This is a genomic window from Streptomyces sp. NPDC052396 (assembly GCF_044593195.1).
Classification (GTDB): Bacteria; Actinomycetota; Actinomycetes; order Streptomycetales; family Streptomycetaceae; genus Streptomyces.
In genome coordinates this window covers 155,759-181,358 of record NZ_JBIUAW010000007.1, presented here as the reverse complement: position 1 = coordinate 181,358, position 25,600 = coordinate 155,759, and the positions used below count along the sequence as shown (strand labels likewise).

The following is a 25,600-nucleotide window of genomic DNA, read 5'->3' as shown; positions in this document are numbered from 1 at the left end:
CCTCGGGGGGCGCCCCGCTACCGTCGGAACGGGGGCCGACGGCGAGGAGCGAGAACCATGCCGGACCCCACCGGTGAACAGCCCACCGCGGCCCGGCTGCGCCGCTGGCGGGAGCTGCTGCGCGACGAGCGTGCGGCGGCGGCGCTGTACGAGCGGCTGGCCCGGGCGGAAACCGGCGAACGCCGGGAGGTGCTGCGGGAACTGGCCGCCGTGGAACGCCGCCATGCCGCGCACTGGGAGGGCAAGCTACGGGCCGCCGGAGCGGAGGTCCCGGCACCGGGCGCGGTGCCGCTGCGCGCCCGGCTGCTGGGCCGGGTGGCGGACCACTGGTCCACGGCGGCGGTGCTGCCGCTGGTGGAACGGTCGGAGCGGGCCGACGCCGGCACCTATGACGCCGAACCGGACGCCGCGCCCGGGATGGCGGACGAGGAGCGCGGACACGCCCGTACCCTGTCCCGCCTCACCGAGGGCAACCCCCGGGCGGGCATCACCCGCGATGAGCCCTGGCACCGGGGCGACCGCTCGGGTGCGCTGCGGGCCGCGGTCTTCGGGGTCAGCGACGGGCTGGTGTCCAACACCGCCCTGGTCATGGGCATCGCCGGTTCCGGCTCCTCGCGTACCGCCATTGTGCTGGCCGGGACGGCGGGCCTGCTGGCCGGGGCGTTCTCCATGGCGGCGGGCGAGTATGTCTCCATGTCCGGGCAGCGGGAGATGTACGAGCGGGAGATCGGCCTGGAGAGCCAGGAGCTGGAGGAGGACCCGGAGTCCGAGCGCCAGGAGCTGGTGCTGCTCTACCGCGCGAAGGGGCTCAGCGAACAGGAGGCCACGCGGGTCGCCGACACCATCATGGCCGACCGGACGGTGGCCCTGGACACCCTGGCCCGCGAGGAACTGGGCCTGGACCCCAATGCGCTGGGCTCCCCTTGGTCGGCCGCCGCCTCCAGCATGCTCACCTTCGCGCTGGGCGCCCTGGTGGTGATCCTCCCGTACCTCATCACCTCCGGCACGGCCGCCTTCGCCGCCGCCGTGTCCCTGTTCGTCCTCGCCCTGGCCACCGTGGGGGCCGGCATCGGCGTCCTCAACGGCCGCCCGCCCCTGCGCTCGGCGGCCCGCCAGGTGCTCGTCGGGGCGCTGGCGGCGGCGGTCACCTTTGGCGTCGGCCGCCTGATCGGCACCTCCGTGTCCTGACCTCCATGTCCTGACCTCCGCCGAGACGATATTCCATACATGCATGCACGCATGTTAGTTTGCGATGGAGCGCTCACCTTCTCCGTTTCTCCGTTCCTGCCAAGGGAGTTGTGGTCCATGAAGCCCGAACAGGCGGCACCGGCCGCGCACTTAGTACCGACCGTCCGCCGGCAGCACCTGATCCCCGAGGCGATCCGCGCGCTCGGCATCATCGCCGAGTCCGACTACCTCGACCTGTTCACCGTCACCACCAGTGGCGTCACCTCCGCGTCCCCCGAGCGGTGGGCACGCGCCGCGATCGAGGAAGCCCAGGGCCTCAAGGCGCAGTTCGTCTGGCGGGTACTGCTCGGGCTGCGGCTCGGCTGGGGGACGTCACCGGACCATGTGGGCGGGTGGCGGATCGCCGAGCGCGGCCCTGACTGGCTCCGGGTCCAGGCCGATTCCTGGCTGTTGACCGCGCATCTGGTCTTCCATGTCGATGACCGGCATACGTCGGTGGCCACGGTCATCCATTACAACCACCCGATGGCGTCCCGGCTCTGGCCGGTGATGTCCATGGAGCACCGGCGGGCGATGCCGGGAGTGCTGCGCGGCGCGCACCGGGTTCAGGCCGGCCGCTGAGTCCCGGTCATACGGCCTGGCGCTTGCGGGCGTGGAAGATGCCCCAGGAGAGCAGCCCCTCCCGGCAGGCCCTGACGCACAACGGGAGGTTCTCGCGCAGGCCGTTGAGGTATTCCTCGCTGATGACCTCGGTCAATTCCGGCCCATGGCGCTCGACTTCCTCGGCCAGGCGCTGGTAGTGGACCGGCAGATGCTCGCTGAGGTCCTCGAAGCGTACGCCGGTGAGGCCGAGGGCGGTGAGCCGCTCGCGGTAGAAGGCGGCGGTGGCCAGGTCCTTGACGTTGAGGCGGTCGCACAGCGGGCGCAGGGCGTCGGGGCGGGCGCCGTCGGCCGCCATCAGGTCGGTGAAGGCCAGCCGGCCGCCGGGGGCGAGAACGCGTACCGCCTCGGCGAGGGTCAGGGCCCGGTCGCCGCTGTGACAGAGGGCCTCCTGGGACCAGACCACGTCGAACCGGCCGTCGGCTGCCGGAATGTCATTGAAGGAGCCCGTGACCACGTCGATGAGGCCGGCGAAGCCCTGTTCGGCGTTGAGCTTGCGGTGCCGTTCGTTCTGCAGCGGGCTGATGTTGAGCGCCACGATCCGGCAGCCGAAGCGACGGGCCAGATAGCGGGCCGCGCCACCGTAGCCGGCGCCCAGGTCGAGGAGGCCGCGGCCGGGGCCCAGGGCGTCGGCGACCTGGTCGGCGATCCGCTCCACGGTGCGCCGGGAGGCCAGGCCGATGGCCTCCTCATGGCCGGCGTAGATACCGGTGTGGATGTCCTCGCCGCCCCAGACGGTGGCGTAGAAGCCGTCCACATCACGGGTGTTGTAGTAGTCGCGTGCCACGCCGGCCGCCTGTGTCGCGTCATCCTCGCTCATGGGGCAATACCTCCACCGGGCACGGCCGGGGCAAACGCGGATTCGCTCGGGCTCATTCACCTCGGTACAGGCGTTCGGGATCAACCAGGACCACCTCGCCGGCCGCTTCGGCGGTCCGCAGGCCGGGGCCGAATCCGGCGGCCCCGTAGCAGGCGGGCCGGACCCGGCTGATGTCCTCGCCCTGTTCGGCGAGCCGGTCCAGCAGTTGACGGAGCCGGTCCAGGTCCTCGGTGTCCATGGGTTCGGTCCAGCGGGCGAGGCCCACCGAGAGCAGCACTCCGGGGCGGCCGTCCACCGTGCCGCGCAGTACCACATCGGCGTCCTCGCCGAAGGTGGCCGAGTCGGGGCGGGACCCGAAGGTGGCCGGGGCGGCGTGGTCCAGGGCCCAGCGCCGGCACAGCCGGGCGAAGTGCGGGGCGGCCAGCGCGGTGTCGAACAGGGGGCGCAGGCGCTGCCAGACCATGGCGGTGTCCTCCTGTTCCAGGGCCGAGCGGTTGGGCCAGGCAATGGCGTGTTCGAAGGCCGGCAGCGGCTCGGTGATCTCGTAGTGGTTCAGGCCCGGCCGGAAGGCGTCGGGCTCCGGGCGCAGCAGTCCGCAGTCCTGGAGCAGGGCCAGGGCGCGGCTGACGCCGGGCATCGAGCCCAGTGCCAGGGCCTGGGCGATCTCGCCGCGGGTGGTGCGGCCGGTGGCGATGGCGGCCAGGACCGAGTGGCACAGGACCCGGTCGGCGTGGTCGGTCTCCTCCTCCAGCAGCCGGCGGGACTCCCAGAAGAGCGGTACCCGGGGATTGAGGGCGGTGCGGCAGACCCAGGCGTCGAAGTCGCCGGGGCCGGCGGGTGCGTCGTCGCAGACATAGTCCCGCCGGTAGGCGGGGGTACCGCCGACCACGGTGTGCACCTGGACGGCGAGCCGGGGGTCCTCGATGCCCCAGAAGCGGGCGGCGCGGCGGAAGCCGAAGGGCTTGACCTCCAGTTCGAGCCGGACCATGCCGTGCAGTGGTGCCGGGCCGTGGAAGAGCCGGTGCAGCACGGTGGTGGTGGGGCCGCTGACCAGGAGGCGCAGGCGGTTGGCGGACTGCTCGCCGCCCAGCCGCAGTGCGGTGTGGTGCAGCACCGAGGGCAGTGCGGGGCTCTGCCGCACCAGGTGCGGAAAGTCGTCCAGCACCACGGGCAGGGGCCGGCTCTCGCCGAGGGCCAGCAGTGCGTCCAGGGCGTCCTGCCAGTGGGCCCAGTGCGGCGGCGGGGCGCCGGTGTACTGGGCGTACCGGTCGGCCAGGCGGCGCAGGGACTCGGCCTCGACCATCTCCTGGGCGTCGTAGTAGAAGCCTCCGGTGGCCCGGGTGAGGGCCTCCAGCAGGAAGGACTTGCCCTGTCTGCGGCGGCCGGTGACCACGCCCAGGGCAGGGCCGGGGCGGGTATCGCCGGCGAAACGCGTCAGGGCGTCCCACTCGGCCTCCCGGTCGAACATCTCGGGCGGCCGGTCGGGAAGGTTCGCTGGGTCCGCCGGCACCGCCGCTCCCATCCCTCGGCTGGTTGAGCCTGCTGGACTTCCAGTAGACCTCTCCCTCGCGCGCACCGCACAAGACAAGAAGCGCAGAATAGGTGAAAAGGGACCGGATTCCCTGACCGCGAGGGGTGAACCATGCAGCACGAAACGGAGTGGAAGGTCCGGGTGGACCTGACCGAGGACGGCGCGCTCACCAAGGCCGACGCGACCCTGGACACCGGCGCGGCATGTTTCCGGGGCCATGGCGCGGCTCATCGCGCGCCGGGCGACAAAGACGTCCCGGCGATCGGCGACGAGTATGCCGCCGGTCGGGCGCTGCGCGACCTGGGTGAGCAGTTGCTGGGAACGGCGGAGCGCGATGTGGCGGCGATGGGGGCGGCTCCGGAGCCGCGGACATCGCCGATGTACGGCTGGGCGCTGTAGGCGCCCATAAGTCCACGCAGGAGGGCCCGGCCACCGGAGCACTCCGCTCCGGTGGCCGGGCCCGAAAGGATCAGCCCCGGAAGAATCAGCCGCTCGCCGCCGCCCAGCGGATCCGCATGCTGCACAGGGATACCGCCAGCGCGGCGCCGGCCACCACCCCCAGCCCCCACACCAGACTGCCGGCGCCGGCCACAAAGCCGATGAGCGGGGGCCCGGCCAGCAAGCCCGTGGTGCCCATGGCGGCGACCAGGGCCAGTTCGTCCGAACCCTGCCGGGCGGCGGCCACATAGACGCAGGGCGTCACCGCCGCGATGCCCAGGCCGACGCAGGCGAAGCCGAGCAGGGCGGCCGGCACTCCCCCGCTCACCAGCGCGAAGGCCAGGCCCAGGCCGGCCAGCGCGCTTCCCAGCAGGACCACCCGTCCATCGCCCCAGCGGCCGCGCCAGCGGTCCGCGAAGAGGCGGGCGACCACCATCATCCCCGAGACCACCGCGATGCCCAGCGGCGCCAGTTGGGCCGATGCCTTGGCAACGTCCTTCATATACAGGCTGGTCCAGTCGTTCATGGCCCCCTCGGTCACCGTGCCCAGGGCCATGGCGCAGCACATCCACCAGGTCACCCGGGAGGGCGGGGTCCATCGGGTGCGGCTCTTTTTCTCCTGCGCCGCCTCGGCGGGGCCGTCCTCGACCAGTCCGGTCCGGGCGCCGGCGGCCAGCAGGAGCAGGACGGCGGCGGCCGCGCCGAAGTGGGCCGGCACCGATGAGGTGACCGTGTTCATGGCGGAGGCGAGGAGCGCCGCGAGCAGGGAGCCGCCGCTGAAGGTGGCGTGCAGCCGGGCCATGGCATTGCGCCCATGCCGGGCCTCCAGGGCCGCGCCCTGGGCGTTCATCGCGGTGTTCAGGCAGCCCACGAAGACGCCGTCGACACACATCACCCCCAAGGCGACGGGGTAGTTGGGGGCGACGGCCAGGGCCAGGAGCAGCACGGTCAGGCAGAGGGCGGACAGCAGGGCCAGCCGTCCGGAGCCCAGCCGTCTCATCAGCAGGGCCACCAGCGGGAAGGAGGCGGTCGCCCCGATGCCGGCCGCCATCAGCAGCACCCCGACCTCGGCGGCGGTCAGGCCGAGGTCCGACTTGAGGGCGGGGATGCGCGAGGCCCAGGTGGCGTACTGGAAGCCGAGCGAGCAGAACAGCGCGGCGATCGCCAACTGGCCGCGGTGGAAGGGGTCATACAGGCGGAACACACACATCAGCTCATTTCGGCGGGCAAGGGCGGCAGGGCCGGCACCCGTTGGGACATATAGACGGCGTTGGCGCCATAGCTCCGGGGGTCGACGATCCCCGGGTGGGCGGCGAACCCCCGTGCCGACCAGAACCGTTGGCTGTCGCCGACGGCGACCAGGGAGATCCGCTCATAGCCGCGCGCGCCGGCAATCCGGCCCAGGCGGTGCAGCAGGCGCTGCGCCATCCCCCTGCGGCGCAGGGCGGGCGCGATCACGATGTCGTGCACATGGAGGTTGCGGGAGTCGGCGGCGGGCCGCTCCGCCCGGGCCAGCTCGGGGTACTGGAAGGCCGGGTAGGGCAGGGCCAGCAGATAGCCGGCCAGCTGGGTACCGACGTCCAGGACGAAGCAGGTGCCGGGCGAGGCCTCCGCCCTGGAGCGCAGCGCGGCCTGCCCTTCGGACAGGCCGAGGGGGGTGTAGGCGGCGGATTCCAGGGCCACGATGCCGTCCCAGTCGCCTTCGGCGATGGGGCGGACGCGTACCGGGTCAGTCATGGTGCTCGCCGCCCGTCCAGCGGCAGGGCAGCGGGGCGAAGCCGTTGAAGCCCTGGGTCATATAGCTGGTGGCGTAGGCGCCGCTGGACATCACCCAGACCGGGTCGCCGGAGGCCAGGTTCCTGGGCACCTGGACGGGGGCGTGCTCCCGGGAGTGGGCGTCATCGCCGTCGCAGGTGGGACCGGCCAGTACGGCCGGGACGTACTCGGCTTCCGGGTGGGTGGGGAACTCCAGCGGGTACTGCAGGGAGTCCATCTCATAAAGGCCGTTGAACCTGCCGCAGCTCAGATAAAGCCAGTAGCGCGGTTCGCCGTCGGCCCCGGGGCGCCGGGCCAGCCGGGCCACATGGGCCCGGATGGCGCCGTGGTCGGCGACCAGGTGGCGGCCCGGTTCCATCACAAAGCGGAGCTTCTCGCCATGGCTGCGGCGCAGTTGGAGCATTCCCTCGCGGATCACGGCGAAGATCTTGTCCAGTGGCGGGTCCAGCGGGGTGCCCTGGGTGTCGAGGTAGCCAAGGGCCGGCAGGCCGCCGCCGAGGTTGAGGTGATCCAGGGATATGCCGTGGTGGTGCAGGGTGGTCAGCACATCCGCCAGGCTTTCGAAGGCGGCGCGCCAGGCGTCGGCCGTCATCTGCTGGGAGCCCACATGGACCGACAGACCGGCCGGGGTGAGCCCCAAGTCATGTGCGGTGAGCAGGACTTGTACGGCCTGTCCGGGCGGGCAGCCGAACTTCTCGCCAAGGCCCCACAGGGCTCCCTCGCCCCTGGTCGCCAGCCGGCAGAAGACCCGGGCGCCGGGGGCGTGAGCGGCGATGGCCGCCACATCCTCCAGATTGTCGGTCGCGAAGTCGGTGATGCCCAGCCGGTGGGCCTCGGCGATGTCCCGGTCGGACTTGACGGTGTTGCCGTAGTGGGTGCGGCCGGCCGGCGCCCCCGCCCGCAGGGCCTGCCGGATCTCCCGGGGGCTGGCGGCGTCGATTCCGGCGCCCACCCGCACCAGGCAGGCGATCACCTCGTCCACCGGGCATGCCTTGAGGGCGAACCGGATGTCGGCCTCGGGCAGTTCGCGGCGCAGGTCGCGGTAGCGGTCCTGGATTCCGGCCAGGTCATAGACGATCCGGTCCTCGCCGGCGGCCGCCAGCGCGGCGCGCAGACGTGCGGTGTAGCGCTCGGTCACCGTGCCCGCTCCGGTCGTTGCGGCGACGGGTGCGGCGCGGTGTGCCCGGCCGTCCGCATCAGGGCTTCCCAGGCCTCGGTCAGCAGGGCGAAGTCCTCGATGTCGCGCTGTGCTTCGTCCAGCAGCCGTTCCCGGTGTGCGGCCAGGTGGTCGGCGAAGGCCGCGTAGCGGCCGCCCAGTTGGCGGTAGGCGGCGTCCAGGACGTCCAGCCGCTGGTGGTTCTCCGTCCGGTCGAGCGTGCTGCTCTCCCGGGCGAAGCCGGCGATGGCGGCGGCGCGCACCCGGCCGTGTTCGTCGAGCAGTTCCGGGCCGGCCTGGGCCATCCGGTCGTAGAGGACATTGAAGTAGCGCATGGACAGCAGGAACTTGGCGAACCGCAGCTGGTAGGCGAGAAAGCCGGGGTCGGTCCGGCGTTCGCCGGTGTAGTAGTTGACGATGTTCCGGTTGTGCAGCACGCCCGGCAGTGCGGCGTCATGGACCAGGTGGATCAGGAAGTAGTCGCTGCCGATGGTGTCGGTGGCGGGCGGTAGCGGCACCTGTTCCTGTACGCCATGGAAGGCGATGTTGCACATGTCCACCCGCATGGGGTCGACCAGGGTGAGTACCGAGTGGTCCCGCCGGAACGGCTCGGCGCCGGCCCCGCGGAAGGATTCGCCGACCAGCTGCCGTTTGCGCTCGGCGGACCAGTCCATGGGCGCCCAGAGACCGACCACATCGTGGTAGACCTCGGGGTCGAGCCGGAGGATCTCCTCGATGTCGACGGAGAGTTCACCGATGAAGGAACTGCCCACCATGGCCACCGGTTTGTTCTGGTGTGCCGGGTCCAGGCCGGTCTCCGAGACGTCCCGGGCGGCGTCGGCGGCCCGGCGGCCCAGCGACAGCAGTTCATGGTGGATGGGGTGGACCGGCCGTCCGCCGGCGCTCTGGTAGCGGCTGTCGGAGTCCCTGCGGTGGACGGACTCGCAGCCCAGTGCGCGGGCGATCAGGAACGCGCGGTTGGTGCAGGCGCCGTAGGAGAGGCGGTCCGGCAGCATCAGCTCCAGCAGCCGGTCCGGTTGGGCGGCACCGGAGGCGGTGATCACCCGGCGCAGGAAGTCCCGCTGTGCGGCCTCGTCGAGGTGGTGCACCACGATCCGGGGGTGGTCGGGCAGGCCGCGGATGGCCTCGGTGTGCTCCGCGTACACCGCGGCCGGGCAGGAGTCCAGGATCAGCAGGTGGACCTCCGCCCCGAACCGCTCGGCGGCATAGGCCGCTTCGCCCGCGACGGCCGCGATGGTCGCCGGGCAGGGGCGGTTGGTGGGCAGGGTCAGACAGATTCGGCGCATATCTCTTCCCCGTTGTGCTGGTCCCGGTCCCGCTCGGCCCAGGAGGTCGATCCGAGCAGCCTGGCGCCCAGTTCATTGAGTGCGGCCGGGCCGTAGCGCAGGGACTCGTGTTTCACGGCGTCACCGAGGAGCGTTCCGTTCCAGTCCGGTGTGCCGAGGGTGCGCCAGGATTCGACCCGGGAACGCCGCAATTCCGTATGGGATTCCAGCGCCGGCATCATCGACAGGTACTGGACGGCCCGTACTCCGTTTTCCGAGGTGTTGGGCGCCACTCCATGCGCCAGCAGGCCATTGAAAATCAGCAGGTCCCCGGCGGCGAGTTCCGGCCGGATGACCGGCATTCGGGTCCCGTCGATCTGCGGCCGGATCGGGTCACGGTCCGCCGGCTGGGCCGGCTTCCAGCGGTCGAAGTCGCGGAAGAGTTCCGGGCAGCACTGGAATCCGCCGAGTTCCGGGCTGGTGTCGGTCAGGGCGATGATTCCCTGGACGCGCTGCGGCAGCACCGCCAGCGAGGTGTCGACATCCCAGTGGAGCTCGATATCGAATCCCTTCTCGGTACGCTCGATGAGGGCCCGGTCGCGGTTTTGGACATTCGGCGGGTTCAGGTTGAGCCGGTCCAGGGTCACCCAGAGTTCTTCGCAGTCCCAGACGTCGACGAACGCGTCATAGACCCGGCGGGTCTGGCGGCTGTCCCAGATCAGCTGGTGGTGGTACGCCTCCACAAAGCCGTAGACATACAGGTCACGGTCCAGGTCGGAGCGGAACTCGCGCTCCTGGTACCAGGTGTCCGGGCGGCCGGGGTCAAGTCCCTGGAACTCCCAGGCGAAGTCCAGCAGGCGCCGGGCGGCCGCGGCCGGGATCGCCTGCTTCACCACCACATAGCCATAGGTCTGCCAGCAGGCGAAGTCGTCCTCGGACAGGACTCTGAGCGGGCGGGTCTTCTTCAGGTCCCGCAGCGGGGTCTGCGCGAGGTAGCTCTCGCCGTCCGCGCTGAAATAGGGAATGTCCGAAGCGGCTCGATGGAGATAACGGTCAGGCGTCGGCGGCATACAACTGCTCCACAACTCGGTTCCTTGCTGAACCCCGGGTCCGGGCAGACTTCGGCCCACACGGGTGCCGTGAAATCGGCAACAGGTCATCCCGGGGTGCGCACCGGCGCCGGGCGTAAGGGCAGCCGGCCCGCGCCACAGTTCCCCGAGGCTGTGTGCCACCCCGTCCCTCGTCGAACTCGCGCCATACCAAAGTGGACTAGACCAACTGGCCGTGTCAATATCGGGAGTTGGATTTGACAAACCGTCAATCCCGAGACGTTTACCCAAGGTTACGAACAGGCAAAGAACGGAGCCCGGCCGGCGCCATGACGTCCGTCAGGCGGCCGGGTCCACGGAGGGCTCGGGCCGCTCCTCGTTGCGCAGGACCTCCAGGACCACCGACCCGTCCACGGTCTCCTTGGCGACCAGCAGATCGGCCAGCCGGTCCAGCGCCGTACGGTGCCCGCGCAGCAGGCCCAGCGCACGCTCCTCGGCGTGCCGGACCAGACGGGAGACCTCCTCGTCCACGATCCGCTGGGTCTGCTCCGAGTAGGGCCGGTGCTGGAGGTCGTCCGGGCTCTCCCCCAGGAACGGCTGGCCGCCCAGCGCATAGCCGATGGGGCCCAGCTTCGAGGACAGGCCGAATTCCCGGACCATCCGGGTGGCGATCTGGGTGGCACCGGCCAGGTCGTTGGCGGCCCCGGTGGAACCCTCGCCGAAGGCCACCAGTTCGGCGGCCCGGCCGCCCAGCCGCACCGCCAGCAGGTCGGTGAGATAACCCTCGGTGTACAGGTGCCGTTCGGCCTCGGGCAGTTGCTCGGTGACGCCCAGCGACACCCCGGCGGGCAGGATGGTGACCTTGGCCACCGGATCGGCGTGTTCGCACAGGGCGGCCACCAGGGCGTGCCCGGACTCGTGCACGGCCACCGAGCGCTTCTCCTCCGGCAGCAGGGCGTTGGAGGTCTCCCGGCGGCCGAGCAGCACCCGGTCCCGGGCGGTGTCCAGGTCCTGCGGGGTGATGGTGGCCCGGTCGGCGCGCACCGCGTTGATGGCCGCCTCATTGACCAGGTTGGCCAGATCGGCGCCGGAGAAGCCGGGGGTGGCACGGGCCACCGTGTCCAGGTCCACGGCCGGGTCCAGGGTCTTGCCCCGGGAGTGGACGGTCAGGATGGCGGCGCGCTCGGCCTGGTTGGGCAGCGGCACGGTCACCTGCCGGTCGAAGCGGCCGGGGCGCAGCAGGGCGGGGTCCAGGGCGTCGGGGCGGTTGGTGGCGGCCAGCACCACGATGCCGGTGCCCTGGTCGAACCCGTCCATCTCGGCCAGCAGCTGGTTGAGGGTCTGCTCGCGTTCGTCGTTGCCGCCGAGCCGGGTGCCGCCGCCGCGGCGGCCGCCGACCGCGTCGATCTCGTCGATGAAGATGATGGACGGGGCGCGCTTGCGGGCCTCGTCGAACAGGTCGCGCACCCGGGAGGCGCCGACGCCGACGAACATCTCCACAAAGGCGGAGCCGGTGACCGACAGGAAGGGCACATCGGCCTCTCCGGCCACGGCGCGGGCGATCAGCGTCTTGCCGGTGCCCGGCGGCCCGACCATGATCACGCCGCGGGGTCCCTTGGCGCCCGCCCGGGCGTACCGCTCGGGGTGGCGCAGGAAGTCGACGACCTCGCCGATCTCCTGCTTGACGCCGTCGTAGCCGGCGATGTCGGGGAAGCCGGTGGTGGGCCGCTCGGCCTCGATGATCTTGGCCCGGGAGCGGCCGATGGTGCTGATGCCGCCGGTGAGCGAGCCGGCCGCGCGCCGGGCGCTCCACAGGAAGAAGCCGCCGAGCAGCAGCAGGGGCAGGAAGGCCAGCAGCACCGACAGCCAGGGGTTGCCGCCGCTGCTCTGGGTGGCGTTGATCTGGACGTGCTGGGACTGCAGCTGCTGTGCCAGCTGTCCGGAACCCAGGGCGGTGGGGATCTGGGTGGTGAACTGGGTGCCGTCCTTGAGAGTGCCGGTGACGGTGCCCTTGTCGCTGATCTCGACGGTACGCACCTGGCCGGTGTTCACCTTGCCGACGAAGTCGCTGTAGGACTCCTGGTGACGGGTGGGGCCGGAGAAGCCCCGGGCGAGCAGCAGGATGATCACGAAGGTCATCAGGACGAGCGCCAGCACCCAGCGTCCCCAGCCCGGTGAAGGCTGCTGGGGCTGTCCCTGCGGCGGTCCGCCCGGCGGACCGGGCCGGACCGGGGGCGACAGGTGCCGGTGCGGCAGGCGAACTCGTGTGATCACTGAACCGCTCTCTTTCATGGGCTCTCGCGGGTGGCGCCGCGGGTCCCAGCCCCCAGCATCGGGGATGCCGGGGGTGGTCGGCAGGGCCGAACGGGTCCGGCCTGCGCTGTTCGGCGTAACCGCGCACTTCCAGGATGCCCCCGGGGCGGCCGCCTCAAGGCCGGTACCGCGCCCGGACCCGTCCGGCATGCGGTGCCGGGCCGGGACGCGTACGGTCGGGAGCACAGACCTGACGGCAAAAGGAGCGGCGGTGACGAGTACCCCGGAGAGTCCGGACCATGTCAGCGTCCATCTGACCGGCTGCGGCCAGGAGGCGGCGGAAGCGGTCATCGGCGCGTTGCGGACCTCGTTTCCACGGGGTGCGGAGGTGGTCTCGGCCCAGTCGCGGGACACGGCGGGCGGCTCCGGCCACCCGCTGGTCTGGTGCACGGTGATCGACGCGCGGGGCCGCAACAGGGGCGCCGCCACCCGGGTGGACCTGGCGGACCCGGTGGACGCGGGGCTCTTCGGAGCGGCGGACCCGGTGCACCAGGTCATCGAGGAACTGGCCGCCGCCTTCGCCGTCGAGGAGCGCGGCACGGTGCCGGGCGAGCATGAGCTGGAGGTCCGGCTGCGGTTGACGCCGCTGCCGAAGTAGTAGCGCGGGGCAGTGCGCTTTGGCCTCGCCCTGTGTTCCGGGGGCCGGCGGGCCCGTGCCGTGCTGCCGGCAACTCCTCGCCCGTGCGGGCCGATTCGGTCCAGGTGTGGTCCGTTCTTGCCGACGGGCGCCGGGCGCCCCGTAAGGGGCGCGGGACGGGCTGAATCATGCGGCTCCGCCGCGTGGGCGCGACCGGCCACAGCCGGCCCGCACCCGAAATCTGACCGGCGCACCCGCGCTCGCCGAAGCGCCGCTGCGCTCAAGGCACTTGGCGCGCGCCGGATCGTCGCCGGCAACCGGCCACCGGGCCGCACCCGGCGGCGAGATGGCGTCTGCCGAGAATCCCGTCGTGCGACCGCAGGCCCTGGGTGGCTGGTCGTGCCCACCCGGCGGAGCCGCTTGATGCAGCCGTCCCGCGCCCCTTACGGGGCCCCCGTGGCGGAGCCGCATGCACAGCGCGCCCCTGGCGGGGCGCCCCCCTTCCTGGGGTGCTGATGACCTTTCACAGCTTCAGCCGGGGAACCCAAGGGAGAACGGAGAGGGAGTCTTTGCCCGATCTCAGGCGTCCTCGACGCAATTGAGCCGGATGTCGCGTCCGGCGATCGTCCGGGTTTCGCCGGGCCCCGTGACGGGGCGTAGCCGACACCCCGTCACGGAATCACCGCTTCCGGGGCGACGCAGAGGCTGCTCAGAGGCCGCGCCGATACCGCGCCGGGGAAGAATGCGATGTACCGCGCCCCGCCGGGCCATTACCTGGCGTGGCATTGACCCAGGGCAATTGGGCCGAACTACGTTGGCTCATATCCCGCTGTTCGGGTAACCATCGCCAACCTAGTTTTCACACCGCTTTAACACGTGACTTTCAAGGATGTGTATGGACGCATGACGGGTCACCGCAGACGGAAGAGCGCCAGGATTCCGGGCCGCGTGGACTGACCCTCATCAGGGCACCCGCCAGGAGAAGTGGACGTGGCGGGCCCGGCCGAGAGCCTCCGGGCGTGCGTGGCGGAGTTCCCCGGAACCCGCCGCGACCCGCCGAATTTCGCATACGACTATCGCCCTCACCATCCGTCACCTCCGGGCCAACGGGAAAGTCACGGCGCCCTGGACGGTCCCTGAACAATACCGGTCCCCAAGGCGAACAGAAAGACGAAATATTCCTGCACCCGCACGGATCCGCCGAAGGATCCACCGAGAAGGAGACGCCATGGCAGACACCCGGACCCCCGCACGTCAGGGGGCGATCGACGCGGATCCCGGGCCTCCGGCGGAGGATCCGGGTCCGGATCCGGTATACGGTGCGCCACCGGTGCGTGCCCTGCCGCAGTTCTTCGAGCACGCCTGTGACCGCTATCCGGACGCCACCGCGGTGATCTACGAGTCCGAGCGGATCAGCTACGGCGAACTCGACCGCCGGGCCAACCGGCTGGCGCATCTGCTGGCCGAACGCGGGGTGCGGCCCGGCTCTCCGGTGGGGATCTTCCTGGAACGCTCCGTGGAGACCTATGTCGCCCTGCTGGGCGTGATCAAGGCGGGCGCGGTGTATGTGCCGCTGGATCCCTCCTTCCCGGCCGACCGGCTGGCCTTCATCGCCGGGGACGCCGGCCTGCACTCCCTGGTGACCTGCGCCAAGCTGCGCGGGCGCACCGGGCAGTTGCCCTGCGCGGTGCTCGAACTCGACCGGGCCGGCGAGATCTTGGCCCGTCAGCCGGACCACCGGCCGCGGGTCGCCATCGAGCCCTCGGCCATGAGCTATGTGATCTACACCTCGGGCACCACCGGCCGCCCCAAGGGCGTGGCCGTCTCCCATGCCAATATCGTCAACTTCCTTCAGGTGGTGGCCCCGATCTACCGGGTGGGCCGGGAGGACCGGGTCTACCAGGGGCTGTCCATCGCCTTTGACTTCGCCATCGAGGAGATCTGGCCGGCCTGGATGGCGGGCGCCACCCTGGTGGCCGGGCCCACCGACGGCCGCCGGGTCGGGCATGGGCTCACCGCCTTTCTCATCCAGCACGCCATCACCGTGCTGTGCTGTGTACCGACCCTGCTGATGACCCTTGAGGCCGAAGTCCCCTCGCTGCGCAGCCTGTTGGTCAGCGGTGAGGCATGCCCGCCGGACCTGGTACGGCGCTGGCACCGGCCGGGCCGCCGCATTCTCAACGCCTATGGCCCCACCGAGGCGACCGTGACCGCCACCTGCGGCGAGCTCTCCCCGCACCGGCCGGTCACCATCGGCACCCCGCTGCCCACCTACCGCGTCTACATCCTGGACGAGCGGCTGCGCCCGGTCCCCGAGGGCGGGAGCGGCGAGATCTGTGTGGGCGGCCCGGGCGTGGCCATCGGCTATGTCAACCGGCCCGAGCTCACGGCGGAACGGTTCATCACCAATCCGGTGGAGAGCGACAGAGCCGAGGTCCCGCGGATCTACCGCACCGGCGACCGCGGCCGCCTCACCCCCGGCGGGGAGATCGAGTACCTGGGCCGGGTCGACACCCAGGTGAAGATCCGCGGTTACCGCATCGAGCCGGCCGAGATCGAGCAGGTGATCAGAGAGGACCCGGCGGTCGAGAACGCCGTGGTCACCCCGCTGGAACGCGACGGCGTGGCCCAGGACCTGATCGGCTATGTGACCCTGGACGCCCGGGCGCCCGCCGAGGCCCCCGAGGAGCTGCGCGAACGGCTGCGCGGCGCCCTGCAGCGCCGGCTGCCCGCCTATATGATCCCGGCCTTTGTGGAGATCCTCCCCGAGTTCCCGCTGCTGGCCGCCGACAAGGTGGACCGCGCCGCGCTGCCCGCCCCCGGCTCACCGCCGCTCACCCGCCGCGCCCGTCCGCACGCCGCCCCGGCCACGGAGCTGGAGGAGCAACTGGCCGCCGACTGGCGGGAGATCCTCGGCGGTGACCGCATCTCGGTCGAGGACGACTTCTTCTGCGACCTGGGCGGCCACTCCATGGCCGCCGCCCGCCTGATCTCCCGGCTGCGGCAACGGCCCGAGCTGCGCGGCGTGGCCATGGGCGACCTCTATGCCCACCCCACCATCCGCTCCCTGGCCGGGCACATCGAGGCGTCCGCCGCCGAGGAGCAGCCGCCGGATCCGGCCGCACCGCCGCCCAGAAAGCACTCCAGCGCCCGGGTATGGGCCTGCGGCGCGGCCCAGCTCGCCGGGCTCTACGGCTGGCTGATACTGATCAGCCTGCCCGCGGTGCTGCTGATCTACCGGCTGTGCGCGGCCTGGCACCTGCCGGTGCGCGCCCCCTCGGCCCACAGTCTCGCCGGCACCCTGGTGGACCTGCCGCTGGGTTCCTTTGTGGCGCTGGACGCGGTCTGGCTGCTGGTCAGCGCCCTGGTGCTGCCGGTGCTCGGCGGCCGGCTGCTGATGGCGGGGGTCGGACCGGGCTGGTATCCGCTGTGGGGCGTGACCTACTGGCGGTTCTGGCTGCACGGCAAGGTGCTGGCCTTCACCCCGGCCGCCCAGCTGGCCGGTTCGCCGTTGCTGCCGCCCTTCCTGCGGCTGCTGGGCGCCCGGATCGGCCGCGGCTGCCATCTGTCGACCGTCCCCGCCGTGCCCTCACTGGTGTGCATCGGCGACCACAGCAGCATCGGCTATGGCGCCCGCCTCCAGCCGCACGCGGTCCAGGACGGCTGGCTGCGGCTGGGCACCGTGGATATCGGCACCGGCTGTGCGGTGGGCACCAACTCCGTGGTGCTGCCGGGGGCTTCGCTGGGTGACGGGGCCACCGTGGGCGAGCAGTCCCTGGTGCCCGCCGGCCGGACGGTGCCCGCCGGCGAGCACTGGGCCGGATCGCCCGCCATCCGCCAGGACGCCCGCCCGCACCTGCTCCAGGACATGGCCGGCCAGGCCGACCACCGCCCCTGGTCATGGCCCGTGCTGGCCGCCTACGCCCTGGGTGCCCTGCTGCTGACGGCCCTGCCGGCGGCCCTCGCCCTGGGCGGGTCCGGTCTGGTGGCCTATGCCGCCTGGCAGCATGGCTTCGGCGGGGCCGCCCTGGCCGCCGCCGCGACCGGACCGCTGACCGTGCTGGCCACCTGCCTGCTGGTGCTGGCCGTCAAACGGTCCGTGCTGCCCTCGGTACGGGCTGGAATCCACCCGGAGCGCGGCGCCTTCGGAGTCCGCAAGTGGATCGCCGACGGCATGATGACGCTCAGCCTGACCGTCACCCACGCCCTGTACTCCACCCTCTATCTGGTGCCCTTCCTGCGCGCGCTGGGCGCCCGGACCGGCCGCTGGTCGGAGGTGGCCACCGTCAGCTTCGTCGACCCGGACATGCTGGTCATCGGCGAGCGCAGCTTTGTCGCCGACATCAGCGTGGTGGGGCCGGCCGTCTTCCACCAGGGCCGGATCGCCCTGGCACCGGCCGAGGTGGGCAGGCTCAGCTTTGTGGGCAATGGCGCGCTGGTCCCCGGTTCCTGCCGGATGGGCGACAACAGCCTGCTCGGGGTGCACTCGGTGGCGCCGCCCAAGCCGGTGGAGCCGGAGACCACCTGGCTTGGCTCGCCCGCCCTGTTCCTGCCGCGCCGCGAGGAGAGCCGGACGTTCCCGGCGAAGTACACCTTCCAGCCCAGCCGCGGCCTGATCGCCGCCCGGCTGGCCATCGAGTACTTCCGGATCACCCTGCCGGCCACCATCGGCGCGCTCAGCGCCCTGGTCTCGCTCTACGCCTCCCTCCAACTGGCCCGGCACCTCACGCCGCTGACCCTGTTGCTGCTGGGCCCGGCCCTGCTGCTGAGCACCGGAGTGGTCGCCACCCTGGTGACCGTGCTGCTCAAATGGCTGGTGATCGGCCGCTACCGGCCGCGCACCGAACCGCTGTGGAGCGTCTGGGTCCGGCGCACCGAGCTGATCACCGGGCTGTTCGAGAACCTGGTGGTCCCCTCGCTGTTCAGCCTGCTCACCGGCTCGCCCTGGGTTTCCCCCGTGCTGCGCCTGTTCGGCGTCCGCATCGGCCGCCGGGTGTGGCTGTCCACCACCTATCTCACCGAGTTCGACCTGGTGGAGATCGGGGATGACGCGGCCGTCGGGGAGTTCACCTCGGTGCAGACCCATCTGTTCGAGGACCGGGTGATGAAGATGTCCTTCACCAGGATCGGCCCGGGTGCCTCGGTGGGCGCCCGCTCGGTCGTGCTCTATGACGCAACGGTCGGCGCGGGCGCGGGAGTCGACGCCCTGTCGCTGGTGATGAAGGGGGAACGGCTGCCCGACGGCACCCGCTGGCGCGGCATCCCTTCCCGTCCCTGCTGACCCGATTCCCTCTGCCTCGTCTGGAGTCCCCATGACCTCGCTCGTAACGCCGCAGGCCTGGACCGCCCCGCAGGTGACCGGCGAGCTCCCCGGGCCGCGTTCGGCCGAGTTGCTCGCCCGCCAGCAGCGGCGGGAGTCCAATGCCCGTACCTATCCCCGGCATCTGCCGATCGCCCTGGAGGAGGGCTTCGGCAGCTTTGTCCGGGACGCCGACGGCAATGTCTTCATCGACTTCCTGTCCGGAGCCGGTGTGCTGTCGCTGGGTCACAACCACCCGGCGCTGGTCCGGGCCGTCACCGAGCAGCTGAGCCGGCTCACCCATGGGCTGGACTTTCCCACTCCGGTCAAGGATGCCTTCACCGAAGCCCAACTCTCCATGCTGCCGGAGCACTTACAGGACCGTATGAAGGTGCACTTCTGCGGTCCCACCGGAGCCAACGCGGTGGAAGCGGCCATCAAGCTCTGCAAGACGGCCACCGGACGCGGGGAGATCGTCTCCTTCCAGGGCGGCTTCCACGGCAGCAGCCACGCCACCATGGCGGTCAGCGGGCTGGTCGCCCAGAAGCGGCCGGTGGCCCATGGGATGCCCGGTGTCCACTTCTTCCCCTACTCCTACTGCGGCCGCTGCCCGGTCGGCCTGAGCCCAGATGACTGCGCCACCAACTGCGTTGCCCTGCTGGAACGTTCGCTGCGGGACGCCAACGGCGGGGTGCCGCTGCCGGCCGCCGTGGTGATGGAGCTGGTGCAGGGCGAGGGCGGGGTGATACCGGCCCGCATGGACTTTGTGCGGCGGGTGCGGGAGCTGACCCTGGAGCTGGGCATCCCGCTGATCGTCGACGAGGTCCAGACCGGCTGCGGGCGCACCGGCACCTGGTTCGCCTTCGAGCAGTACGGCATCGACCCCGATGTCATCGTGGCGTCCAAGGCGCTCAGCGGCATCGGCACCCCGGTGGCCCTGATCCTCTACGACTCCCGGCTGGACACCTGGGCGCCGGGGGCGCACATCGGCACCTTCCGCGGCAACCAACTGGCCTTCGCCGCCGGGGTGGCGGCCGTCCGGGTGGTGCGCGAGCAGGATGTGCTGGGCAATGTGCGCCGGCGCGGTGAGCAGGTGCGCGACCGGCTGGACCGGCTGACCTCCCAGCCCTGGGTGCGCGAGGTGCGCGGCCGTGGGCTGCTGTGGGGGGTGGAACTGGCGGACCCCGACACCGGGGCCCCCGCCTCCCGGCTCGCCGCCGCGGTACAGGCGCAGGCGCTGCGGCGGGGACTGATCACCGAACTGGGCGGCCGGCAGGACGGCGTGGTGCGGCTCCTGCCGCCGCTGAATGTGACGGCGGAGGTGGTGGACACCGGGTGCTCGATCCTGGTGGATTCCGTCACCGCCGCCGTGGCCCGGACCTGAAGCGTCACCACTCATCGAACTCGGCCGCCACAGGCGGTCGTTGGGGGAGGCTCACCGATGGCTCTCATCGTCCAGAAGTACGGCGGCTCCTCGGTGTGCAGTACCGAGCGGATCAAGAAGGTCGCCGAGCGTATCGTCGCCACCCGTGCGGAGGGCCACGATGTCGTGGTGGTGGTCTCCGCCATGGGGGACACCACCGATGAACTGCTCCAGCTGGCCGGGGAGGTGGCTCCGGTCGCGCCGCGCCGTGAACTGGACATGCTGCTGACGGCCGGGGAGCGCATCTCCGGCGCGCTGACCGCGATGGCCGTCGGCGCCCTGGGGGTTGAGTCCTGCTCGCTCTCCGGCGAGCAGGCGGGCGTGATCACCGACGGGGCCCATGGCAAAGCCCGGATCCTTCAGGTGACTCCGGGGCGGGTCCGCCAGGCCCTGGACCGCGGGGCGGTGGTGCTGGTGGCCGGATTCCAGGGCATCAGCCGGGACACCGAGGACATCACCACACTGGGCCGGGGCGGTTCGGACACCACGGCCATCGCGCTGGCCGCCGCGCTCAAGGCCGATGTGTGCGAGATCTACACCGATGTGGACGGGGTCTACACCGCCGATCCCCGCCTGGTGCCGACCGCGCGGCGGCTGTCCAGGCTCACCTACGAGGCCATGCAGGAGATGGCCGCGGCCGGCGCCAAGGTGCTGGCACAGCGCAGTGTGGACTACGCCCGGCGGCACGGGGTGACCGTGCATGTGCGCTCCTCCTTCGGCACCGAGGCGGGCACGGTGGTGTGCGGTGACGCGGAGGCGGTGGGCGCGGAGCAGCCCCGGGTGACCGGGGTCGCCCATGACCTGTCCGGGGCCCGGCTCACGGTGGCCGGGATGCCCGGCGGTCCGGCCGCCATGGCGGGAGTGTTCCGCATTCTGGCCGAGGCCCAGGTGGACCTGGACACCGCGGTGCACCACGGCGGCCGGGACGGTGCGGGGCGGGCCGGCGATCTCACCCTGGTGCTGCCGCGCGGTGACGGCGCGGCGGCACTGGCCGCGCTGCGCGCGGGCCGGGCGGCCATCGGCTACCGGGATCTCGGCTATGACGAGAGCATCGGCAAGGTGTCGCTGATCGGTTCGGGGATGCGCACCCACTCCGGGGTGATCGCCACCTGCTGCGAGACGCTGTCCGCGGCCGGGGTGAACATCGCGGCCATCTCCACCGCCGAGACCAGGATCTCGGTTCTCTGCCGGGAGGGCCAAGTGCCGGACGCGGTAAGGGCCTTGCACGAGGCCTTCGGCCTGGGCCGGGCGGCGGCGGTGGCGGCCTAGCGGGCACGGGCGGCCGGGGCGGTCCGCGGAGGCGGCCGTCCCGACTGCCCGTCAGATCCCCAACCTCGGTACAAATTCCGGGGAAAGCCGCCCCCAGAGGCTTGCCACCGGCTGAGGCTGGGGGTATGTCGCACAGTGTCTCTCCGGCGGACCGCGCGCCCGCCCGCTGTATACCGCCGCCGGCTCTCCGGCCGGCTCCCCCGGCCCGGCTGGCCGGCGTGGATCTGGCCCGCGGGCTCGCGGTCTTCGGTATGTACGCCGCCCATGTGGGCCCGGATCCGGACGACGGCGGGCGGACCGGCGCCCTGATGGAACTCACCCATGGCCGGGCGTCCGCGCTGTTCGCCCTGCTGGCGGGCTTCTCCCTGATTCTGCTGACCGGCCGGCCACTGCCCAGGACCGGACGGGCCGGGCGGCAGGCGGTGGGCCGGGTGCTGATCCGCTCGGCGGTGCTGCTGGCCGTGGGCACCGTGCTGACCATGACCGGCACCCAGGTCGAAGTGATCCTGGCCTACTACGGCCTGTACTTTGTGCTGGCGCTGCCGCTGCACCGGCTGAAGGCCGGGGCGCTGGCCGCACTGGCGGCCGCCGGGGCGCTGGTGCTGCCCCAGGTGCTCTATGTGGTGCAGGCGTCCATCGACGACGGCACCTGGGCCGAACGGGCCGCGCACCATGACCCGTTGGCCCGGATCAGCGGCACCGACGGTTTTGTGGACCTGTTCTTCACCGGCAGTTATCCGGTGCTGACCTGGATGCCGTTCGTACTGGCCGGGATGGCCCTGGCCCGGCTGGATCTGTCCTCGGCGGTGGTGCGGGTGCGGCTGGCGGTCACCGGCTGCGTGCTGGCGGTCGCGGGGTACGGGACCTCCTGGGTGGCGCTGCGGATGCTGGCGGCGGGCGGGCACCCGGGGCCGCCGCCGGCCGCCTGGTGGTCGGACACCGCCGGTTTTCCGCCGGGTGACCGGGCCGGCTGGCTGCTGGCCGCCTCACCGCACAGTGAGACCACGCTGTCCATCGTGGGCAACACCGGGGTGGCGGTGGCGGCGCTGGCCACCTGTCTGCTGGTCACCGAGGCGCTGCCCCGGTCGCGGTGGCTGACGCTTCCGGTGGCCTCGGTGGGCCGGATGTCACTGACCGCCTATGTGCTCAATATCGCGGGGATCTGGGTCCTGGGCATCCGGAAGGTGCCCGGCTCCTCGCTGTGGACGCTGCTGGGCTTCCTGGTGGCCGCCACCGGTTTCGCGATGCTGTGGTCGAGGTTCTTCGACCGTGGCCCGCTGGAGTATCTGCTCAACAAGACGACCGGGGCGGCCCGTTGGATCAGGTGAGCCGGCCGCGCTCCACATCGGCGGTATCCACCGCGAACCGGCCGGTGGCCCAGGCCAGGGCGTCGCCCAGCTGCCCCAGGATGGTCCGGTTGAGGTGGCCGAGGGCATCGCAGCGCTGGTGGTAACAGGGGTCGGCGATCGCTCCGGCCCGGCCGCCGAAGAGCTTCTGCCACTCGGGGGTCTTGACCTGGTTGTAGCCGGAGGAGCCGCCGCCCGCCGGGATGCCGGCCGCGATGAAGGGGACGAAGTCGGAGCGCCCGTCGAACTCCAGGGGCGCGGTGGGCAGCCGGCGGTCGGCGAACCGGTCCAGCAGGACCTTCTCGACGCTGCCGGTGCCCGGGGGGACGGCGCCGGAGCCGTGGTAGACCAGCCGCAGGTAGTTGGGTGAGGCGATGGTCTCGAAGTTGAGGTCGAGGGCGGTCTGGCGGCGTTCGGCGGCGGTGAGTTGGGAGACGTAGTAGGTGGAGCCGTACAGGCCCTCCTCCTCGGCGCCCCAGAAGGCGAAGCGCACCCGGTTGTGGATCTCCTTGGCGTACGGCGCCAGTCGCAGCGCCGTCTCCAGGGTCATGGCCACGCTGCTGCCGTTGTCGTTGACGCCGGGACCTTCGGTGGCGCTGTCCAGGTGGGCGCCGACCACCACCGTGTGCTCGGGACGCCCGGTGGGGGTGTCGGCCAGCACATTGAAGGTGTGGTTGGTGAAGGCGCGGCCGCGCAGGTCCAGCGCGAGGCGCACCGGTCCGCGGGCCGTGTCCGCGGCCAGTTGCTCGCTCTCGTCGCGGGGCAGCGTGGCGACCGGCAGCACGGCGGCGGACGGCGGCCGTACCCCGGCGCGGATGTTCATGCCGGCCGGCTGCTGATCGACGTTGAGCAGCACCACGCTCGCCCCCGCCGCCGCGGCCTGCCGGAGCTTGGCCGCCACATCGCACAGGCCGTAGCGCAGCAGCACCGCCCGGCCCCGGAAGTCGCCATGCGCGTAGTCGCCCGGCCGGCAGCCGTAGGCGGCGGCGCCGCCCTGCGGGGGCACGGCGAGCGAACCGGTCCAGCCGCTCGCGGGCAGCGAGGCGCTGTAACGGGCCAGCAGCGGGTGCAGGGTGCGGGGCTCGGGGGTGAGCAGGCGGGCGGTCTCGGCCACCGGCGCCGAGTCCGGGAAGGAGAAGGGCTGGAGCCGTACCCGGTATCCGGCCTGGCGCAGCCGGCCGGTCACATAGCGGGCCGATGCCTGGTAGCCGGGGGTGCCCGCGGCGCGCAGGTCGTGATGGGTGTCGGCGGCGTGCTGGAGGGCCTCCAGGTGGCGCCAGGCGCCGGCCACCGTCACCTGGTGGGCCAGCCGGTCGGCGAGCTGGGTGGATTGCGGGTGGTGCTCCCCGGCGGCCGCGGCGGCCGGCAGGGCCAGTCCTGGTGCCAGGGCGCAGGTCAGGGCCAGGGCGAGGGCCTTGGACCGTCCGCCGCGCGGCCGTATGCCGCTTACCACTTGACGTGCCACGTGCCTAAGGGACATCAGGGACCCCCGTGTCGACGCAAGGGGCGGGCAGCCTACCGCGCCGGGCGGTGTCAGCGGGACCCCTGCGGCGAAATCGGGTCAGGATCCAGGGGAGTTCGGGAAATGGCCGGGGGTAGACGGGCGGATGACCCGGATGGGAACGGCGGGCCAAGGACAACCGTCCCCTTTCCGGAGGGACTTCACCAGAGGTTCACGAAAGGAGCCAGTTATGCCCACATATTCGGCCCGGCGCCTGGGTGCCACGGCCGCCGGTGCCGTTCTCGCCGTCACCGCCGTCACCACCGCCACCGGTCCGGCCCACGCGGCGCCGTCCGGCGCTTCGGTGCCCACCTGCCACACCCCGGATCTGGCCATCGGGTTCGCCGAGCGGCTGGGCGGCGGGATGAGTCACGCGGGCGGCGTACTGGAGTTCCGGAACACCGGCGGGCACACCTGCGCCATGCGCGGCTATCCGGGCCTGGGCCTGGAGGACGGCGGCCATGCCGTGCTGCCCAGCCGTACCGTGTGGGGCACCACCTGGTACGCGGACGACCCCGGCAACAAGGCGGTGCGGCTGCGGCCCGGCGCGACGGTGCGGGCGGTGGTCGCCTGGACCCACTCCGGCACCGAGGCCCACCGGAGTTCATATCTCCAGGTGACGCCGCCCGGTTCCACCGGCCATCGGGTGATACCGCTGAACGACCTGGTGGATTTCGGCGAGCTCCATGTCACCGCGGTGGCCCCCCGGGTGCCGCTGCGCGGTTAACCCGGGGCGTCCTCCGCAGGGTTGAACCGGGCGCTCCGCGGGTCGGCGTGAAATCGCCCAGACCCAGGGGAGTTTGCCTTGCCGATATTGCCCCATGACCATCTCTTGACTAACGTCGGTCTCCGGCGACCGGCAGAGTTCAGGTGAACGTGGGCTTCTGTTGGGGGTACTTGGCCGTGGAATCACGGCAGAGTCCGCAGTGCCGGCACAGGCAGCATCAGACAACACAGGACCCGGGGTGTTCCGTCCGTGACGGAACACCCCGGGTCCTGGTGAAGGACGCGTCAGGGACGATCCCGAGCTTGGCGGCAGCGGTCGGCCCGCGCGTCACCGACAACCCATCCCCGGAGGGTACCGTGAACCACCCGAATCGGCTACGCGAAGCCATAAGCGCTGACGGCACCACCCCGCTCATCGGCGTCTTCGACATGTTCTCCGCCTCGGTGGCGGCCCAGCACTACGACGGCATGTTTGTCTCCGGCTTCGGCTTCGCCGCCTCCCACTACGGGCTGCCGGACATCGGGTTCATCGCCTGGCCCGACATCGTGGCCTTCGTCCAGCGGTTACGCCTGGCCTTCCCGCAGCAGCATCTGCTGGTCGACATCGACGACGGCTATGTGGATCCCGAGACCGCCTGCCACACCGTCCAACTCCTGGAATCCATCGGGGCGTCGGGGGTGATCCTGGAGGACCAGAAGCGCCCGCGCCGCTGCGGCCATGTGGACGGCAAGCAGGTGCTGCCGCTGGAGGAGTACCTGGAGAAGCTCGAGATGGTGCTGGATGCCCGCCGGGACCTGGTGGTGGTGGCCCGTACCGACGCCACGGAGGAGGCCGAGATCCTGCGCCGGGCCAAGGCGCTGGCGGCCACCGACGCCGATGTGGTGCTGGTGGACGGGGTGCGCAGCGTGGACTGGATCCGCAAGGTGCGCGATGTCATCGGTGACAAGCCGCTGTTGTTCAACCAGATCGCGGGCGGCAAGTCGCCCCGGCTGTCCCTGCCGGAGCTGGCCGGACTCGGCGTGGATGTGGCCATCTACAGCACCCCCTGCCTGTTCGCGGCGCAGACCGCCATGGACGGCGCGCTGGCCCGGCTCAAGCAGGACGAGGGCCGGCTGCCGGAGTTCACCGAGTCCAGTGTGGGCGTGGCCGACTGCCTGGAACTGCTGGAGAAGAACATCAGCCGGCACCACGGCCGGGACCGGATACCCGTCGTCTGACCGACCGTCAGCCAACGGCGTGGC

19 protein-coding genes are annotated in these 25,600 nt (G+C 71.7%); 10 read left to right on the top strand and 9 right to left on the bottom strand.

Features of this window, described 5'->3' with window-relative positions; translation table 11 throughout:
- Positions 1–57 precede the first annotated feature (57 nt).
- Both ACIHFE_RS19870 and ACIHFE_RS19865 read left to right on the top strand, forming a co-directional pair.
- On the top strand, positions 58–1,188 hold the full coding sequence (locus tag ACIHFE_RS19870; protein WP_400108302.1) for a VIT1/CCC1 transporter family protein: 1,131 nt from the start codon (positions 58–60) through the stop codon (positions 1,186–1,188).
- A 117-nt stretch (positions 1,189–1,305) separates the two neighbouring features.
- Complete coding sequence (locus ACIHFE_RS19865; protein ID WP_400108300.1) at positions 1,306–1,809, top strand: hypothetical protein; 504 nt, start codon at positions 1,306–1,308, stop codon at positions 1,807–1,809.
- A 7-nt stretch (positions 1,810–1,816) separates the two neighbouring features.
- Here ACIHFE_RS19865 and ACIHFE_RS19860 read toward each other — a convergent pair whose 3' ends face one another.
- Both ACIHFE_RS19860 and ACIHFE_RS19855 read right to left on the bottom strand, forming a co-directional pair.
- A complete protein-coding gene (locus ACIHFE_RS19860; RefSeq protein WP_400108298.1) occupies positions 1,817–2,668 on the bottom strand; it encodes an SAM-dependent methyltransferase in 852 nt (283 codons plus the stop codon).
- Positions 2,669–2,720: 52 nt separating this feature from the next.
- Positions 2,721–4,178 carry an ATP-binding protein gene (locus ACIHFE_RS19855; RefSeq protein ID WP_400108296.1) on the bottom strand — a complete coding sequence of 486 codons (1,458 nt, stop codon included), beginning with the start codon at positions 4,176–4,178 and terminating at the stop codon, positions 2,721–2,723.
- A gap of 132 nt (positions 4,179–4,310) precedes the next feature.
- Between ACIHFE_RS19855 and ACIHFE_RS19850 the strand changes: the two genes are divergently transcribed.
- Positions 4,311–4,598 carry a dsRBD fold-containing protein gene (locus ACIHFE_RS19850; protein ID WP_400108295.1) on the top strand — a complete coding sequence of 96 codons (288 nt, stop codon included), beginning with the start codon at positions 4,311–4,313 and terminating at the stop codon, positions 4,596–4,598.
- An 85-nt stretch (positions 4,599–4,683) separates the two neighbouring features.
- Here the strand turns inward: ACIHFE_RS19850 and ACIHFE_RS19845 are convergent, their stop codons facing one another.
- The 6 genes from ACIHFE_RS19845 to ftsH form a co-directional block, all read right to left on the bottom strand.
- Complete coding sequence (locus ACIHFE_RS19845) at positions 4,684–5,847, bottom strand: MFS transporter (protein ID WP_400108293.1); 1,164 nt, start codon at positions 5,845–5,847, stop codon at positions 4,684–4,686.
- Positions 5,847–6,374: a GNAT family N-acetyltransferase gene (locus ACIHFE_RS19840; protein WP_400108291.1), complete on the bottom strand. Its 528-nt coding sequence runs from the start codon at positions 6,372–6,374 to the stop codon at positions 5,847–5,849. Before ACIHFE_RS19840 ends, ACIHFE_RS19845 begins: the two co-directional genes overlap by 1 nt.
- Positions 6,367–7,551, bottom strand: a complete 1,185-nt coding sequence (locus ACIHFE_RS19835; protein WP_400108289.1) for a type III PLP-dependent enzyme — start codon at positions 7,549–7,551, stop codon at positions 6,367–6,369. Before ACIHFE_RS19835 ends, ACIHFE_RS19840 begins: the two co-directional genes overlap by 8 nt.
- Complete coding sequence (locus ACIHFE_RS19830) at positions 7,548–8,876, bottom strand: DUF6271 family protein (RefSeq protein WP_400108287.1); 1,329 nt, start codon at positions 8,874–8,876, stop codon at positions 7,548–7,550. Before ACIHFE_RS19830 ends, ACIHFE_RS19835 begins: the two co-directional genes overlap by 4 nt.
- On the bottom strand, positions 8,858–9,925 hold the full coding sequence (locus ACIHFE_RS19825; RefSeq protein ID WP_400108285.1) for a phytanoyl-CoA dioxygenase family protein: 1,068 nt from the start codon (positions 9,923–9,925) through the stop codon (positions 8,858–8,860). The genes ACIHFE_RS19830 and ACIHFE_RS19825 overlap by 19 nt, the downstream gene beginning before the upstream one ends.
- 318 nt (positions 9,926–10,243) lie before the next feature.
- Positions 10,244–12,178, bottom strand: coding sequence for an ATP-dependent zinc metalloprotease FtsH (ftsH, locus tag ACIHFE_RS19820; RefSeq protein WP_400108283.1), 1,935 nt, complete (start codon positions 12,176–12,178; stop codon positions 10,244–10,246).
- Between the two features lie 250 nt (positions 12,179–12,428).
- Here ftsH and ACIHFE_RS19815 point away from each other — a divergent pair, with 250 nt between their 5' ends.
- From ACIHFE_RS19815 to ACIHFE_RS19795, 5 genes are all read left to right on the top strand, one after another.
- Positions 12,429–12,815 (top strand): hypothetical protein, encoded by a 387-nt coding sequence (locus ACIHFE_RS19815; RefSeq protein WP_400108281.1) that lies wholly within the window; start codon positions 12,429–12,431, stop codon positions 12,813–12,815.
- Between the two features lie 1,207 nt (positions 12,816–14,022).
- On the top strand, positions 14,023–18,075 hold the full coding sequence (locus ACIHFE_RS19810; protein WP_400108279.1) for a Pls/PosA family non-ribosomal peptide synthetase: 4,053 nt from the start codon (positions 14,023–14,025) through the stop codon (positions 18,073–18,075).
- Between the two features lie 31 nt (positions 18,076–18,106).
- Positions 18,107–19,477 (top strand): diaminobutyrate--2-oxoglutarate transaminase family protein, encoded by a 1,371-nt coding sequence (locus ACIHFE_RS19805; RefSeq protein ID WP_400108278.1) that lies wholly within the window; start codon positions 18,107–18,109, stop codon positions 19,475–19,477.
- A 57-nt stretch (positions 19,478–19,534) separates the two neighbouring features.
- The gene (locus ACIHFE_RS19800; RefSeq protein WP_400108277.1) at positions 19,535–20,785 is read left to right on the top strand and encodes an aspartate kinase; all 1,251 of its coding nucleotides are present in this window, start codon (positions 19,535–19,537) and stop codon (positions 20,783–20,785) included.
- A 125-nt stretch (positions 20,786–20,910) separates the two neighbouring features.
- Complete coding sequence (locus ACIHFE_RS19795; RefSeq protein WP_400108275.1) at positions 20,911–22,113, top strand: DUF418 domain-containing protein; 1,203 nt, start codon at positions 20,911–20,913, stop codon at positions 22,111–22,113.
- Here ACIHFE_RS19795 and ACIHFE_RS19790 read toward each other — a convergent pair.
- Positions 22,106–23,596, bottom strand: a complete 1,491-nt coding sequence (locus ACIHFE_RS19790) for a M28 family peptidase (protein ID WP_400108274.1) — start codon at positions 23,594–23,596, stop codon at positions 22,106–22,108. The genes ACIHFE_RS19795 and ACIHFE_RS19790 overlap by 8 nt on opposite strands.
- A 226-nt stretch (positions 23,597–23,822) precedes the next feature.
- Between ACIHFE_RS19790 and ACIHFE_RS19785 the strand changes: the two genes are divergently transcribed.
- Positions 23,823–24,359: a DUF4232 domain-containing protein gene (locus tag ACIHFE_RS19785; protein WP_400108272.1), complete on the top strand. Its 537-nt coding sequence runs from the start codon at positions 23,823–23,825 to the stop codon at positions 24,357–24,359.
- 356 nt (positions 24,360–24,715) lie between these two features.
- Positions 24,716–25,576 (top strand): oxaloacetate decarboxylase, encoded by an 861-nt coding sequence (locus tag ACIHFE_RS19780; RefSeq protein ID WP_400108270.1) that lies wholly within the window; start codon positions 24,716–24,718, stop codon positions 25,574–25,576.
- The last annotated feature ends 24 nt before the right edge of the window (positions 25,577–25,600 follow it).

Coding starts and splice junctions, on each gene's coding strand:
- ACIHFE_RS19810 (WP_400108279.1), top strand. CDS start 14,023: ATGGCAGACACCCGGACCCCCGCACGTCAGGGGGCGATCGACGCGGAT.
- ACIHFE_RS19870 (WP_400108302.1), top strand. CDS start 58: ATGCCGGACCCCACCGGTGAACAGCCCACCGCGGCCCGGCTGCGCCGC.
- ACIHFE_RS19785 (WP_400108272.1), top strand. CDS start 23,823: ATGCCCACATATTCGGCCCGGCGCCTGGGTGCCACGGCCGCCGGTGCC.
- ACIHFE_RS19830 (WP_400108287.1), bottom strand. CDS start 8,876: ATGCGCCGAATCTGTCTGACCCTGCCCACCAACCGCCCCTGCCCGGCG.
- ACIHFE_RS19795 (WP_400108275.1), top strand. CDS start 20,911: ATGTCGCACAGTGTCTCTCCGGCGGACCGCGCGCCCGCCCGCTGTATA.
- ACIHFE_RS19865 (WP_400108300.1), top strand. CDS start 1,306: ATGAAGCCCGAACAGGCGGCACCGGCCGCGCACTTAGTACCGACCGTC.
- ACIHFE_RS19850 (WP_400108295.1), top strand. CDS start 4,311: ATGCAGCACGAAACGGAGTGGAAGGTCCGGGTGGACCTGACCGAGGAC.
- ACIHFE_RS19825 (WP_400108285.1), bottom strand. CDS start 9,925: ATGCCGCCGACGCCTGACCGTTATCTCCATCGAGCCGCTTCGGACATT.
- ACIHFE_RS19840 (WP_400108291.1), bottom strand. CDS start 6,374: ATGACTGACCCGGTACGCGTCCGCCCCATCGCCGAAGGCGACTGGGAC.
- ACIHFE_RS19800 (WP_400108277.1), top strand. CDS start 19,535: ATGGCTCTCATCGTCCAGAAGTACGGCGGCTCCTCGGTGTGCAGTACC.
- ACIHFE_RS19805 (WP_400108278.1), top strand. CDS start 18,107: ATGACCTCGCTCGTAACGCCGCAGGCCTGGACCGCCCCGCAGGTGACC.
- ACIHFE_RS19860 (WP_400108298.1), bottom strand. CDS start 2,668: ATGAGCGAGGATGACGCGACACAGGCGGCCGGCGTGGCACGCGACTAC.
- ACIHFE_RS19845 (WP_400108293.1), bottom strand. CDS start 5,847: ATGTGTGTGTTCCGCCTGTATGACCCCTTCCACCGCGGCCAGTTGGCG.